The organism is Caballeronia sp. A2-2 (assembly GCF_057612605.2).
On sequence record NZ_JBVFIR010000004.1, the window covers coordinates 530,974 to 544,022 of the forward strand.

Sequence of the window (13,049 nt, forward strand, 5' to 3'; positions counted from 1 at the left end):
CGATGCCTCATTTCAATCCTTCCGTCATCACGGCCAATCTCTCGCAGATCGGCGCGGGCTTCGCCACGACCATCGGCATGTGGCTGTTGAGTGTCGTGCTGGGCGCGGCGCTCGGGTTGTTGGTCGCGCTCATTCAGCAACTCGGCGGCAAGGTTGCCCGCGCGATGCTTCGTGTGTACGTCGAACTATTTCGCGGCACGCCGTTTCTCGTGCAGCTTTTCTTACTGTATTACGGCGGTCCGTCGTTCGGCCTCACGCTTACGCCGATCACCGCGGGCGTGCTGAGTCTCACGCTCTACGGCGGCGCATATTTCGCGGAAGTCTTTCGCGGCGGCTTCGCATCGGTGCCGCGCGGTCATCTGGAAGCGGCGTCGTGTCTTGGCCTGACGCGTTGGCAAACCATCTGGCGCATTCAGCTTCCGCAGATGCTCGCGCTGATCCTGCCCGCGTTGTCCAATCTCACCATCGTGCTGAGCAAGGAAACGGCCGTGCTGTCTGTCGTGACCGTGCCGGAACTGACGTTCGTGCTGACCGGCATCGGCTCGGCGACTTTCGCTTATGTGCAGACCTTGCTTGCGCTTTGCGTGTGTTATCTCGTGCTGGTCGAACTGGCGACGGTCGCGGGCAACTGGGCCGAAGCGCGCGTGAGCCGCTTTCTGGCCTGATGTCACGAATAGTATCGAGGGTTTTTATGAGCAATACGAACGATGTGATGGATGCGGCACCGCTCATCGAAGTGAAAGGGCTATTCAAGCGCTTCGGCGAGACGGACATTCTGCGCGGCATCGATCTGGAGATCGCGAAATCGCAGGTGGTGTGCATCATCGGGCCATCGGGTTCGGGGAAGAGCACGTTGCTGCGGTGCATCGCGGGCCTTGAGACTTACGATCACGGCGACGTGAAGATCGAAGGCGAACTGCTCGGTTATGTCGAGCGCGGCGGCAAGCGCGTGCGGGCATCGGCGGGCGAATTGAATCATGCGCGACGCAACATCGGCATGGTGTTTCAGCAGTTCAATCTTTGGCCGCATATGAGCGTGCTCGGCAACGTGATGGAAGCGTTGCTGCGCGTGCGCGGTTTTTCAAAGGACAAGGCCGTGGCGCAGGCCGGACGCATGCTCGAAATGGTCGGGCTGTCGAACAAGGCCGATGCATATCCCGCGAAGCTCTCGGGCGGCCAGCAGCAGCGTGTGGCCATTGCCCGCGCGCTGGCGATGGAACCGCACATCATGTTGTTCGACGAGCCGACATCCGCGCTGGACCCCGAACTAGTGGGCGAAGTGCTGCAAGTGATGAAGCAACTCGCGCGCGATGGCATGACCATGGCGGTCGTCACGCACGAAATGGGTTTCGCCGCGCAAATGGCCGATACGATTGCGTTCATCGATCAAGGTCGCATTGCAGTGCGCGGCGATCCGCAGCTTGTTTTCAGGCGCTCGGAGAATCCGCGATTGAAGCAGTTTTTGCAGAATTATCTGGACCGGAATGCGTTCTGGTCGAGTGAAGTCGAGCCTGAAATCAAGCTCCCTGCAGCTTGAACACGAAATCTATTTCGACCGCCGCGCCCTTCGGCAATTGCACCACGCCTACCGATGTTCGCGTATGCACGCCCGCATCGCCGAGCACCGCATGCAATACGTCCGATGCACCGTCCGCCACTTCGCTTTGCATCGTGAAGTCGGGCGCGCTGCGCACGAACACGGTGATACGCGGCACGCTGCGCACGGCATCGAGCGTGCCGCAGTGGTTCTTGATCAACACCAGCGCGCGCAATGCAGACGTGCCCGCCGCGCGACGCGCTTCGTCGAGTGAAATCGAATCGCCTACGATGCCCACGAAGCGCACCGTCGCGCCGACTCGCGGAATCTGCCCCGCCACATAGGCGAAATTTTCTTCGATCAAGACAGGCGTGTACTTGCCGCCGACCTTGATTTCCTCGCGCGTATCGAAATCGAATTCGCTTGCAATGCTAAGCAGATGTTCGTCTCTTGTCATGTGCATGGTCTCTGCGTTCTAATGAATTCGACAGTATAGGGAAAGCGCGCTTAAGCGTTTACCCGAAAATCCCACGCTCTCATTGAGCCTACAAAAAACCTTCTTTTCCATCCGAAATTTGTTATGCAATGATTCGACATGCCGCTAACGGAGGCCTGGAAAAATGAAGAAGAATTCCGCAGCCATCTGGATCCTGATCGCCATGCTCATCGGCATCGCGGTGGGTTACATGGTCTATACGAGTTTTCCCGATAAAAAATCCGCCGCCGAAATTGCGGGGTATATCTCGCTGATGTCGGATATTTTCCTGCGTCTCATCAAGATGCTGATCGGGCCGCTGGTGTTCTCCACGCTGGTCGTGGGCATCGCGCACATGGGCGATGCGGCCTCGGTCGGACGCGTGTTCGCCAAGGCCATTGCGTGGTTTCTCACGGCGTCGATCGTTTCGTTGTTGCTCGGATTGCTGCTGTCCAATATCTTGCGGCCCGGCGATAACCTCGGGCTTCCGCTGCCGGATATCGGCGCATCGGCGAATCTCGCGACATCCAAATTCACGCTAAAGGATTTCGTCGGCCACATGGTGCCACGCTCGTTCGCGGAATCGATGGCGAATAACGAGATTCTGCAGATCGTCGTGTTCTCCATGTTCTTCGGCGTGGCGCTCGCCGCGCTCGGCGAAAAGGGCAAGATTCTGCTGGCCGCCATCGATCAGCTTTCGCACGTCATGCTCAAGATCACCGGCTATGTGATGAAGCTCGCGCCGCTGGCCGTGCTCGCGGCGATGGCATCGACCGTGGCAGTCAACGGCTTATCGATTCTGCTGAAATTCGCGGTTTTCATGGCGGATTTCTACTTCGGCCTGATCCTGCTGTGGTGCTTGCTCACCATCGCCGGATATGTGTTTCTCGGGCGACGCGTGTTCAAGCTGCTCACGCTCATCAAGGAAGCGTTCATGCTTTCTTTCGCGACGGCCAGTTCCGAAGCCGCTTATCCGAAGATACTCGATGCGCTCGACCGCTTCGGCGTGAAGCGCAAGATTTCGAGCTTCGTGATGCCGATGGGCTACTCGTTCAATCTCGATGGCTCCATGATGTACTGCACGTTCGCGTCGCTGTTCATCGCGCAGGCGTACAACATTCATCTGTCGATCACCACGCAGCTCACCATGCTGCTGATCCTCATGCTCACGTCCAAGGGCATGGCGGGCGTGCCGCGCGCATCGCTGGTGGTGATCGCGGCGACGCTCAATCAGTTCAACATTCCCGAAGCGGGCTTGCTGCTGATTCTCGGCGTCGATACGTTCCTCGACATGGGCCGGTCCGCGACGAATGCCGTGGGCAATTCGATTGCCAGCGCCGTGGTCGCGAAGTGGGAAGGCGAGCTGTTGTCGGAGCCGGAAGCGGAGGCGAACGAGGCGCGCATCGAGAACGAGCAGGACGCCACCCTCGCCCATCCGGCGCAAGTCTGACGGAGACCGCCATGACGACGCGGCGCTTCATCGCAGCGTTGGCCGTGATCGGCGCGCTGGCGGTTTTATCCAACGCGCATGCGGCCGATGACGTTCAATCGACATCACCCGCGCCCGCCGCGCTTACGGGCACGCTTGCCAAGGTGCGCGACAAGGGCGTCATCGCAATCGGCTATCGCGATGCGTCCGTGCCCTTCTCGTATCTCGGCGCGCGCAAGCTGCCTATCGGCTATTCCATCGAGTTGTGCAAGTCGCTGGTGTCGTCCATCGAAGATGCCGTCAACAAGACGCTGACGATTCAGTGGGTGCCGGTGACGCCTGAAACGCGCATCGATGCCGTGACGAGCGGACGCGTGGACCTTGAATGCGGCTCGACCACGAGCAATCTCGAACGCCAGAAGAAGGTGGCGTTCTCGCCGATCATCTTTGTCGCCGGAACAAAGGTGATGGTGAAGCAAGGCTTGCCGATCAATTCGTTTCGCGATCTCGCAGGCAAGAAGGTCGCCGTGACCGCCGGGACAACTAACGAAAAAGCGCTGCACGATCTCGATGCGAAGTTCAAACTCGGTCTGCAGTTGCAGGTCGTGCCCGATCATGCGGAAGGCTTCGCGCGCGTATCGAATGGCCAGGCCGATGCCTTCGCCACGGACGATGTACTGCTCTACGGCCTGATCGCGGAAAACGCCGCGAAAGGCGCAGGCGGTTTTCAGGTCGTCGGCGATTATCTGTCGTACGAACCATATGGCATCATGTATCGCAAGAACGACGCGCAATTCGCGCAGGTGATCCACGGCGCGTTTCAGGAACTCGCCGCCGATGGCGAGATCGAGCGGCAATACAAGCGCTGGTTCCTGCGCCGCCTGCCGTCCGGCACGAGCCTCGACATGCCGATGAGCGCGCAGCTTGAAACGATCATCGAAACGATCGCGGGCGGCGAGGCGCAGTAAGCGTCAGAACGGCTTGTACGGCAGAAATTTGCCATCGAGCGTGATGACCGCACGCGAGCCGCCTTCCGGATCTTCGACCTTCTTGATATCGATCCGAAAATTGATCGCGCTGATGATGCCGTCGCCGAATTGCTCGTGAACCAGCGCCTTGAGCGTGCTGCCGTAGACCTGCACCATTTCATAGAAGCGGTAGATGGTCGGATCGGTCGGCACGTTGCCGGGAATGCTGCCGCGCACGGGAATGGTCTGCAAGAGCGCCGCGCCTTCTTCGCCGAGTCCGAGTTTTTCCGCGACGCTATGCGCCGCCGCTTCGGGTAAAGGATGCTGGCCGAGAATGGCTGCCGTCACGTAAGGCACGCTCAGGCCGGTGCCTTCAGCGAGTTCCGCGTACGTAAGCCCACGTTGCGTCTTGAGCGCGACGCATTGCTCGGTCAGCGCGGAACGGGAAAGCTGCGAATGCTGTGATTGCTGTGTTTGCGGTGTTTGCATGACGACTCCTTCGCTCGGTTGGCATGAGGAAAGGAGAGTTAAACACGGCAAAAAAGCGCTGCTCGATGTTCCGGTAAGCTCATCGAGTTTTAGTCACTGACGTTTAAGCCGATGCCCTCGACCGTCCGCAACTCGCTGATCTGGATTTTCGATGCCTTCGAACGCGAGCCGACCTATATGAGCCGCCGCATGTTCGGTTGCGATGCCGCTTACATCGACGGTTTGCTGTGTCTCGTCGCCGCCGACCGCGATGCGCCGTTCAACGGGCTTTTGGTGTGTACATCGAGAGAGCAGCACGCGTCGCTCATGGAAGCGCTGGCCGCGCTCAGGCCGCATCCGGTGCTGGGAAAATGGCTTTATGTGCCGCAGGACGATCCCGCGTTCGAGGACACCGTGGCCGAACTCACGGCGTTGGTGCTGACGCGCGACCCGCGCATCGGCGTGGAGCCGAAACCGCGCAAGCGCAGCGGCAAGCCGGCAATGCCGAAAGCGTGATTCTTCGGTATGCCTAACGAGCAGAAAAGCAAAAGGCGGCGCGGCGCGCATCATGCGCGCCGACGCCGCCCGTGACTGCCGTCAGGAAGCGTTGACGGAATCCTTGAACGCCTTGCCAGCCGTGAACTTGACCGTCTTCGCCGCCGGAATGGTGATGCTCGCGCCCGTGGACGGGTTGCGGCCGGTGCGCTCGGCGCGTGCGCCACTCGAGAACGAGCCGAAGCCGATCAGCTGGACCGTGTCGCCGCGCGTGACGGCTTCCATGACCGCATCGAAGATGGCGTCGATGGCGGCGCCCGTGCTGGCCTTGCTATCGCCCGTCTCGGCCGAGACTGCGTCGATGAGTTCCTGTTTGTTCATGATTACATTTCCCTGATTGAGCGCCGATAGACGCGGTTTGGGCGTCACCCTACCGCATTCGCGGCACGACAGGCAAGCCCCTCGGGCGAATAACGCCAATTGCTTTCAATTACCTGCTCTCGGTGCCGACTGGATTCCAGCGCGTTTGACGCATCGGGCGAAGCGAAGTTCGGGGTCGCGGAGCATCGACAGTTAGTTGCGAGCGGGGAAGTTATATCGGTCCGTTCCTTCGCCATCCTGAGCATTGAAATCGGTATTTCCTTGCTCCCTCATTCCTCGCGCGGCATGCTATGTTCTTGCAAACCGCATCGGCGAATCCGGGACAAAAACGATGGAAGAAGAGGTCTACAAGGGCTTTTCGATCTACGGCCATTCGATCGAACGAGACAAGGGCTACGCCGCCAGCGGAACCGTGATGCGCGACTCACGCGTGGTCCAGAGCAGCGGCATCCTCGATGTTTTCATGACCGAGGAAGAGGCGCTGACCAGCGGCCTGGCGTGGGCGCGCGGCTGGGTGGATGCGAATGCGTGACAGAAAGCCGCGCGCGTGGCTGTGCGTGGCGGCATTGTGCGTGAGCATGGCCACGGCGCGCGCCGCCGAGCCCGTGACGCTCGCCGAGGATCTGCACGAGACCATCGTGCAGGTGCCGATGACCGAAAAAGGCTTCTTCGGCGATTCGAAACGGGAGATCGTGGCGACGCTCTATCAACCGGACGGCGCGGGACCGTTTCCGCTCGTCGTGCTGAGTCACGGCAGCCCGGCCGACCCGCTCAATCGCGGCAAGGTAGGCCGTTATCGCGCGATTCCGCAGATCCGCGCCTTCGTGGACATGGGTTTCGCGGTGATCGTGCCGATCCGGCGCGGCTTCGGCGCGACGGGCGGCAGTTACGAAGAAGGCAGCGGCCTGCGCTGCGACAGCGCCGACTACGTGGCCGCGGGCAATGCCGCCGCGCAGGATATTCTCGCGACCATCGCGTATGCGGACACGCTGCCGCAGATCGACCGCGCGCATGTGGTGCTCGTCGGACAGTCGGCGGGCGGATTCGCGTCCATCGCGGCGGCGAGTTTCGATCCGCCGGGCGTTGTCGCCGTCGTCAATTTTTCGGGCGGACGCGGGGGCAATCCGGATAAACATCCGACCGTGCCCTGCTCGCCCGACAACGAACTAGCAGCCTTCGGGCATTTTTCGCGGACGATCCGCGTGCCGGTGCTGTGGCATTACGTCGAAAACGATCAGTTCTTCGGACCAACCTACACGCGCGCATGGTTCGCTGCTTTCCAGCAATCAGGCGGACAAGGGCAATTCGTGATGGAACCGCCCTACGGCGAAAACGGCCATCTCATCTTTGCTTCCCGCGACGCCATTCCAATCTGGCTTCCGCACGTTCGCGCTTTTCTTGCGCCGCTCGCGCCGATCAAATAGCCGGTCATTCTTGCTAGTCTGAACGAGAGAAAGTTACGCACGTCCGTTCTAATTTCCGACGTGACGCCTCTCGTTCGGCGCGAAACGCCTGCGCCCGCGCGCAATAGGCGAAATTACCGCATGCATCAAAACAACAACACGGACAAATCCTATTAACAACCGACGAAAGTCTATTTCGCCCGCGTATTATTGCCGTTCGCGAAATAGGCGCGATGCGGCCTCAACTTTCCCACAAACACGCCGTTATCAATCGAAGGGACAAGAATTCGCCGGCCGGATCATCCGGCCGATGCACCCAACCCCGCCCGCAAAACCGACGACCAAGAAGGCTCGACATGCCAGCGGCCTCGAAGACGAATCGACAGTTGTTCAAGACTACCTGGCCGTTCGTGGCGGTCGTGGTGTCGCTGCTCGCGCTCGTCGCGACCAGTCTGTCGATCATGTCGTCGGTGCGCGCGTACATCGGCGGCGAAAGTACGTGGTCGAAGGGGCAGAAGGACGCGGTGTTCTACCTCATCCGCTATGCGCAGACCGGCGACGAAAACGCGTTTCGCCAGTACGAAGGCGCGATCGCCATTCCGCTGAACCTCAAGCGCGCGCGGCTCGCGCTCGATCGTCCGCAGCCGGATGAAGCCACCGCCCGCACCGCGCTGCTGGAAAGCGGCGTTTATCCCGCCGATGTCAGCTCGGTCATCTGGGTCTTCCGCACCTTCCGCCGCGCGAGCTATTTCGAGCAGGCCGTCGCCTACTGGACGCGCGGCGATGCACTCGTCGAACAACTCACCACCGCCGCCGCCGAATTGCGCGCCGCCAAGGCTGCGGGCAAGACCGCGCGCGTCGAGGTCGAACATCTGACGGGCGAGGTGTGGAACATCAACGCATCGATCGCGCCGATCTCGCGCGCTTTCGCTGATGTCCTCGGCGCGGCGTTCCGGCAAACCGCCTTGCTGCTGTTCGGCATCAATGTGCTGGTCGCGGTGCTGCTGGTGTCGTTGTCCGTGTGGTACGCGCGCCGCTTCATCACCGCGCGGCTCGCGACCGAACACGCGTTGCGGCGCAGCGAGGCGCGCGCGAAGGCCACGCTCGGTTCCATCGGCGAGGCGGTCATTTCGGTCGGGCCGACGGGTCTCGTCGAGTTCATCAACCCGGTGGCCGAGCGCCTGTTTTGCCGCGATGCCGCGACCTGCGTGAATCGTCCGCTCACGGCGTTGGTCTCCATCGTGCGCGAATGGGACCGGCGTCCGGTGGACCTGATCGAACAGGCGCTGCGCGGCACCGATCAGACGGACCCCGGCGCGGACCTCGTGCTCACCAACGTGCAGGGCACGGAAACCGTGGTGCAGGCAATCACTTCGGTCGTTCACGACACTTCCGAAACACTCACCGGCGTCGTGCTGCTTCTGCGCAACATGGCGCGCGAACGCGAGTACGTGTCGAACCTCTCGTGGCAGGCCTCGCACGATGGCCTGACGGGCCTGCTCAACCGCACCGAGTTCGAGCGGCGTCTGCATGCCTCGCTCGATGCGCAGGCGGGCATTCTCGAAAGCGCGCAGCGTCCCTGCATGCTGATGATGCTCGACCTCGACCAGTTCAAGGTCGTCAACGATACCTACGGCCACGCCGCCGGCGACACGATGCTGCGCGAACTGGCCGCGCTCATCAAGAAATGTCTGCGCGAGGAAGACTCGCTCGCGCGTCTGGGCGGCGACGAGTTCGCCGCGCTCATGTCCGAATGCGATGAACAGACTGCGGTCATCATCGCGGAACGGTTGCGGCAGGAAGTCGCCGCGTTCGAATGGTCGTGCGAGACGCATACGCTCTCCACCAGCGTAAGCATCGGCTTGGTCGATTTGCGCGGCCTCGACATGGAAACGGCCATGCGTTTCGGCGATATCGCCTGCTATCTCGCGAAAGAACGCGGCCGCGACCGCGTGCATCTGGCCGTGCGTGGCGACAAGGAACTGACGCGTCACGCCAGCGCCATGTCGTGGTGCGGACGCATCAAGGATGCGCTGGCGAACAATCGCTTCTGCCTCTACGCGCAGGAAATTCGCGCGGTACGGGAAGGCGACGACACGCATCCCGGACACGTCGAAATTTTGCTGCGCATGGTGGGCGATGGCGGCAAGATCGTCTCGCCCAACTTCTTCATGCCCGCCGCCGAGCGATACGGCCTGATGTCCGCCATCGACCGTTGGGTGGTGCGTGCCGTGTTCGCGACTTTGAGCCGCACCGGCAACCCCGAAGGCATGCAGTACGCGATCAACCTGTCGGGCGCGTCCATCGGCGACGAACGCTTTCTGCAGTTTCTGACCGATCAGTTCGACCAGACGCAGGTGCCCGCCGAATCGATCTGCTTCGAAGTCACCGAAACCACGGCGGTTGCCAATCTCGCCGCCGCCGCGCGCTTTATCCGCGAACTCAAGAAGCGCGGCTGCAAGTTCTCGCTCGATGATTTCGGCGCGGGCATGTCTTCGTTCGGATACCTGAAGCATTTGCCGGTGGATTACATCAAGATCGACGGTGGATTCATTAAAGACATGCTCAAGGATGCCGTCAACCGAGACATGGTGGCGGCGATCAACGACATCGGCCATTCGATGGGACGACTAACCATCGCGGAGTACGTCGAAAGCGAAGCGATCCTGCGTTCGCTGAGCACGATGGGCGTGGACTTCGTTCAGGGCTTTCACGTCGGCCGGCCCGCGCTCTGGGCGCAAAACGTCGAATTTCTCGCAATCACGTAGGAGGAGATGTTGGATCCCACTTTTCAGCGGGTTGGCGATCTGAAGGCTATCGCGAGCTATCCCGCCTGGCTCGGCGACGTGCTCGCCGAGACCGAAGAGGTGAAGCAGACCGTGGTCGGCCATCCGATCTTCGCCCTGATGCGCGAGGCTCAACTCACGCAGCGTCAGGCCGAGGCGTTTCTCGTCAACGGCTGGCCGGTCGTCGAGCAGTTTCCGCAGTACATGGCGATGAATCTTCAGAAGCTGCGTTATGGACATTCGCGCGGCGAGGACCTCGCGCGGCGTTATCTGACGCGCAATATCCGCGTCGAACAGAATCACGCGGATTATTGGGTGGACTGGGCGCTGGCGCATGAAGTATCCAAGCGCGCGCTCATGAAGGGCAATGCGCCGGCGATGGCGCTCGCGCTGTCGCACTGGTGCTGGAAAAGCAGCAGCGGCGATTCGCTGGCCGCGAGCATCGCCGCGACGAACTTCGCCATCGAAGGCGTGACCGGCGAATGGTCCACGCTCGTATGCAGCACCGATACGTATGCCAACAGCTTTTCCGCGCCGATGCGGCGCAAGGCCATGCGCTGGCTCAGTCTGCACGCGCATTACGACGACGCGCACCCTTGGGAAGCGCTCGAAATCGTGGCGACACTGCTCGGCAATGCGCCGGGCGTCGATGAGGTGCATGCGGTCAAACGCAGCATCCAGATGAGCTACGAGTTTTTCAAGGTGAGCCTCGACTGCTGCCTGTAAAGGCAAACGGTTTCGTCGCTCGTCTCCTGTTGCGCCATTCGTGACGTGAAGCATTCCGCCCGCGTCGCGCGGAAGCGTTCGCCCATGACCGTTTGATTTACGAACGAAAGAGAAGAAACGAATGAAGCTGAAACGATTTGCATGCGCGGCCATGGCGGCGCTGGGTGTGATGGGCGCATCGCTGGCGCATGCGCAATCGGCGGGCGATTTCCAGATCAACGCGGGCTGGATGCACTTCGCGCCGCAGGATTCGAGCGAACCGTTCAAGGTCACGGCGCTGGGTCAGACCACGACCGCGACGGGCTCGGGCGCGAACGTCAGCAACGCCGACACGTTCGGGCTGACGTTGCAGTATTTCATTACCGATCACATCGCGGCTGAAGGCGTGTTCGGCGTGCCGCCCAAGTTTCATCTCGATGGCGAAGGCACGCTCGGGCCGCTCGGCGAACTCGGTAATGCGCGTGAATGGAGCCCGACGCTGCTGCTCAAGTATTACTTCCTGAGTTCGCAGAGCAAGTTCCGTCCGTATCTTGGCGCGGGGGCATCGTATGTGTGGTTCTCGGATGTGAAGCTGAGTTCGCAGATGTCGCAGGGGGCGTTTCTTTATTCGCCGCAGACCGGCGGTCTTTTGACTGGTCCGACGAGCGCGCATATCAGCAATTCGTTTGCGCCGGTTGTGAATGCGGGTATGTCGTATAACTTTACCAAGCATTGGTCGGCGGCGTTTTCGGTGTCGTATATGTGGTTGAAGGCGCGTGCCACGCTTACTACTAATTCGGCTGTTGGCACCGTGCGGAGTGAGTCTAAGATCAAGCTTGATCCGATCGTTACTTTTCTTTCGGTGGGTTATACGTTTTGAGGTTTCTTGTTTGAGCGCGCTGGGGCTTGGGGTGTTTTTGTTTTGCTGTCTTTATTTCGTGGAAGGGGCTGCTGTTGGTTGGGCTTTTATTGCAGTAGCCGCCTCCCCGGCGGGGGGGGTAACTTTCTTTGCTGCTGCAAAGAAAGTCACCAAAGAAAGCAGCTTTTTACCCCATGCACGATGGCTGGAAAGTGTGGTCTGAATTAACAATGCAGTGGCCGCAATAGGACTTTCCGTGGTCGCTTAAGCGTATGGGCAACCTCGCGATTTCGCGCTCGAACTCTTTTGCCTTCGTGGACCGCAGTCATTCTTTCGGCCATGCGCTGCGCGCGCCGAGAGCTTTAGAACGGAATCCCGCAGCGTATCTGCGCCCAGCCACATCACACCGTATCGCACCTCTCCCATTGGGCCCAACCTTGGTAAGCGCTTCTGGGCAAAGCTCGTACACCAACGCAAGTCACCTTTTGTCGGAGCACTAACCAAGGTAGGGCCGAATAGCAATCTTGCGGAGAAGCGTGAGGTGCCTGGGCGCTTATAGGCTGCGGGATTCCGTTCTTACTGTCTCGGCGCGCGCAGCGCATGGCCGAATGAATGAATGCGGTCCACTGAGCGTTGATGATTCGAGCGTGCAATCGCAAGGTTGCCTAAGTGGCTCGTTATGCGTGGACAGTCCTATTGCGGCCACTGCATCGCTTAATCCAGACCAACCCTCTCCAGCCAGCGCGCATGGGGTAAAAAGCTGCTTTCTTTGGTGACTTTCTTTGCAGCAGCAAATAAAGTTACCCCCCCGCCGGGGAGGCGGCTACTGCAATAAAAGCACAAAAACCAGCAGCCCCTTCCACGACATAAAAAAACCAAACCTCAAGGCTTCCAATAATCCGTATAAGCCCGCGCCCGAAGCCCATTCGGCTTCCACGAAGTGCGCGTATCCTCAACAACCCCACCCCCCGGCCCCATCGCACGATTCAAAATCGCCCGCGTACCAGGACTAACCGGAATACTGCCAAGCTGCGCAGAATCCACCCACCGCACCTCTTCATAATCGCCCAAAGGATTCGGATAAGGATCGATATCATCCGGAATAGCGACGCGATACACGCTATGCATGTGCTGCGCCGAACCTTGCTGGAACATGAAGGCCGCCGCACTCGCCTCCACGCCCGTATCGCGATACAGCGCGCGCACCGCCGCCACCATCGCGAGTTCATCCAGTTCCACTGTCGCGCCCGGCAAAAGCCACGGCCCGCCGCGTTCTCTCACCAGCAAAACCGCGTGACGCCGCGTCAGCAGCACCGTCGCCCGTAATCTCATCCCCCGTCTCCCTTGTTGTGGCTTCGTCGTTTCATCGAAACGGAACCAAAACGCCCCCGGATTGACATTCAACACAGGGACACATTTTCGCAGCCGACAAAACGATTCGCAATTCGTGCAGGTCCCATGCGGATGCTTCATTTGTGCCTTAGGGCACATGTGCGCGTTTATTTTTCTTGGACAGAGGAATCACGCTCATGAATTCTCACCA

General features: G+C 60.3%; 15 protein-coding genes. 11 read left to right on the top strand and 4 right to left on the bottom strand.

Annotated elements, in window-relative coordinates; genetic code table 11:
- The first annotated feature begins 2 nt into the window (after positions 1 to 2).
- Positions 3 to 665 carry an amino acid ABC transporter permease gene (locus tag ACZCWR_RS33430; protein WP_487306364.1) on the top strand — a complete coding sequence of 221 codons (663 nt, stop codon included), beginning with the start codon at positions 3 to 5 and terminating at the stop codon, positions 663 to 665.
- 26 nt (positions 666 to 691) lie between these two features.
- The gene (locus ACZCWR_RS33435; protein WP_487306365.1) at positions 692 to 1,537 is read left to right on the top strand and encodes an amino acid ABC transporter ATP-binding protein; all 846 of its coding nucleotides are present in this window, start codon (positions 692 to 694) and stop codon (positions 1,535 to 1,537) included.
- On the opposite strand, the gene ACZCWR_RS33440 is transcribed toward ACZCWR_RS33435, so the two are convergent.
- Positions 1,518 to 1,994 carry a RidA family protein gene (locus ACZCWR_RS33440; RefSeq protein WP_487306366.1) on the bottom strand — a complete coding sequence of 159 codons (477 nt, stop codon included), beginning with the start codon at positions 1,992 to 1,994 and terminating at the stop codon, positions 1,518 to 1,520. The two genes, ACZCWR_RS33435 and ACZCWR_RS33440, sit on opposite strands and share 20 nt — an antisense overlap.
- 163 nt (positions 1,995 to 2,157) lie before the next feature.
- On the opposite strand from ACZCWR_RS33440, the gene ACZCWR_RS33445 reads away from it, so the two are divergent.
- The gene (locus ACZCWR_RS33445) at positions 2,158 to 3,462 is read left to right on the top strand and encodes a dicarboxylate/amino acid:cation symporter (RefSeq protein WP_487306367.1); all 1,305 of its coding nucleotides are present in this window, start codon (positions 2,158 to 2,160) and stop codon (positions 3,460 to 3,462) included.
- 11 nt (positions 3,463 to 3,473) lie between these two features.
- On the top strand, positions 3,474 to 4,409 hold the full coding sequence (locus ACZCWR_RS33450) for an amino acid ABC transporter substrate-binding protein (protein ID WP_487306368.1): 936 nt from the start codon (positions 3,474 to 3,476) through the stop codon (positions 4,407 to 4,409).
- 3 nt (positions 4,410 to 4,412) lie between these two features.
- On the opposite strand, the gene cynS is transcribed toward ACZCWR_RS33450, so the two are convergent.
- Positions 4,413 to 4,898: a cyanase gene (gene cynS, locus ACZCWR_RS33455; RefSeq protein ID WP_487306369.1), complete on the bottom strand. Its 486-nt coding sequence runs from the start codon at positions 4,896 to 4,898 to the stop codon at positions 4,413 to 4,415.
- Positions 4,899 to 5,009: 111 nt separating this feature from the next.
- On the opposite strand from cynS, the gene ACZCWR_RS33460 reads away from it, so the two are divergent.
- Positions 5,010 to 5,393: a hypothetical protein gene (locus tag ACZCWR_RS33460; protein WP_487306370.1), complete on the top strand. Its 384-nt coding sequence runs from the start codon at positions 5,010 to 5,012 to the stop codon at positions 5,391 to 5,393.
- An 81-nt stretch (positions 5,394 to 5,474) separates the two neighbouring features.
- On the opposite strand, the gene ACZCWR_RS33465 is transcribed toward ACZCWR_RS33460, so the two are convergent.
- Positions 5,475 to 5,753, bottom strand: coding sequence for an HU family DNA-binding protein (locus ACZCWR_RS33465; protein ID WP_487306371.1), 279 nt, complete (start codon positions 5,751 to 5,753; stop codon positions 5,475 to 5,477).
- Between the two features lie 331 nt (positions 5,754 to 6,084).
- On the opposite strand from ACZCWR_RS33465, the gene ACZCWR_RS33470 reads away from it, so the two are divergent.
- From ACZCWR_RS33470 to ACZCWR_RS33495, 6 genes are all read left to right on the top strand, one after another.
- Positions 6,085 to 6,285, top strand: a complete 201-nt coding sequence (locus tag ACZCWR_RS33470) for a DUF6566 family protein (protein ID WP_487306372.1) — start codon at positions 6,085 to 6,087, stop codon at positions 6,283 to 6,285.
- Complete coding sequence (locus ACZCWR_RS33475) at positions 6,278 to 7,177, top strand: alpha/beta hydrolase family protein (protein ID WP_487306373.1); 900 nt, start codon at positions 6,278 to 6,280, stop codon at positions 7,175 to 7,177. Before ACZCWR_RS33470 ends, ACZCWR_RS33475 begins: the two co-directional genes overlap by 8 nt.
- A 335-nt stretch (positions 7,178 to 7,512) precedes the next feature.
- Positions 7,513 to 9,924 carry an EAL domain-containing protein gene (locus ACZCWR_RS33480; RefSeq protein ID WP_487306374.1) on the top strand — a complete coding sequence of 804 codons (2,412 nt, stop codon included), beginning with the start codon at positions 7,513 to 7,515 and terminating at the stop codon, positions 9,922 to 9,924.
- 6 nt (positions 9,925 to 9,930) lie between these two features.
- Positions 9,931 to 10,668, top strand: a complete 738-nt coding sequence (locus ACZCWR_RS33485; protein ID WP_487306375.1) for an iron-containing redox enzyme family protein — start codon at positions 9,931 to 9,933, stop codon at positions 10,666 to 10,668.
- Positions 10,669 to 10,789: 121 nt separating this feature from the next.
- Complete coding sequence (locus ACZCWR_RS33490; protein ID WP_487306376.1) at positions 10,790 to 11,527, top strand: OmpW/AlkL family protein; 738 nt, start codon at positions 10,790 to 10,792, stop codon at positions 11,525 to 11,527.
- A 10-nt stretch (positions 11,528 to 11,537) separates the two neighbouring features.
- A complete protein-coding gene (locus ACZCWR_RS33495; protein ID WP_487306377.1) occupies positions 11,538 to 11,729 on the top strand; it encodes a hypothetical protein in 192 nt (63 codons plus the stop codon).
- Positions 11,730 to 12,388: 659 nt separating this feature from the next.
- Here the strand turns inward: ACZCWR_RS33495 and ACZCWR_RS33500 are convergent.
- Positions 12,389 to 12,838 carry an NUDIX domain-containing protein gene (locus tag ACZCWR_RS33500; protein WP_487306378.1) on the bottom strand — a complete coding sequence of 150 codons (450 nt, stop codon included), beginning with the start codon at positions 12,836 to 12,838 and terminating at the stop codon, positions 12,389 to 12,391.
- Between the last annotated feature and the right edge of the window lie 211 nt (positions 12,839 to 13,049).

Bases quoted from the DNA above. Each gene is read 5' to 3' on its own strand.
- ACZCWR_RS33430 (WP_487306364.1), top strand. From the start codon at position 3: ATGCCTCATTTCAATCCTTCCGTCATCACGGCCAATCTCTCGCAGATC.
- ACZCWR_RS33435 (WP_487306365.1), top strand. From the start codon at position 692: ATGAGCAATACGAACGATGTGATGGATGCGGCACCGCTCATCGAAGTG.
- ACZCWR_RS33440 (WP_487306366.1), bottom strand. From the start codon at position 1,994: ATGACAAGAGACGAACATCTGCTTAGCATTGCAAGCGAATTCGATTTC.
- ACZCWR_RS33445 (WP_487306367.1), top strand. From the start codon at position 2,158: ATGAAGAAGAATTCCGCAGCCATCTGGATCCTGATCGCCATGCTCATC.
- ACZCWR_RS33450 (WP_487306368.1), top strand. From the start codon at position 3,474: ATGACGACGCGGCGCTTCATCGCAGCGTTGGCCGTGATCGGCGCGCTG.
- cynS (WP_487306369.1), bottom strand. From the start codon at position 4,898: ATGCAAACACCGCAAACACAGCAATCACAGCATTCGCAGCTTTCCCGT.
- ACZCWR_RS33460 (WP_487306370.1), top strand. From the start codon at position 5,010: ATGCCCTCGACCGTCCGCAACTCGCTGATCTGGATTTTCGATGCCTTC.
- ACZCWR_RS33465 (WP_487306371.1), bottom strand. From the start codon at position 5,753: ATGAACAAACAGGAACTCATCGACGCAGTCTCGGCCGAGACGGGCGAT.
- ACZCWR_RS33470 (WP_487306372.1), top strand. From the start codon at position 6,085: ATGGAAGAAGAGGTCTACAAGGGCTTTTCGATCTACGGCCATTCGATC.
- ACZCWR_RS33475 (WP_487306373.1), top strand. From the start codon at position 6,278: ATGCGTGACAGAAAGCCGCGCGCGTGGCTGTGCGTGGCGGCATTGTGC.
- ACZCWR_RS33480 (WP_487306374.1), top strand. From the start codon at position 7,513: ATGCCAGCGGCCTCGAAGACGAATCGACAGTTGTTCAAGACTACCTGG.
- ACZCWR_RS33485 (WP_487306375.1), top strand. From the start codon at position 9,931: ATGTTGGATCCCACTTTTCAGCGGGTTGGCGATCTGAAGGCTATCGCG.
- ACZCWR_RS33490 (WP_487306376.1), top strand. From the start codon at position 10,790: ATGAAGCTGAAACGATTTGCATGCGCGGCCATGGCGGCGCTGGGTGTG.
- ACZCWR_RS33500 (WP_487306378.1), bottom strand. From the start codon at position 12,838: ATGAGATTACGGGCGACGGTGCTGCTGACGCGGCGTCACGCGGTTTTG.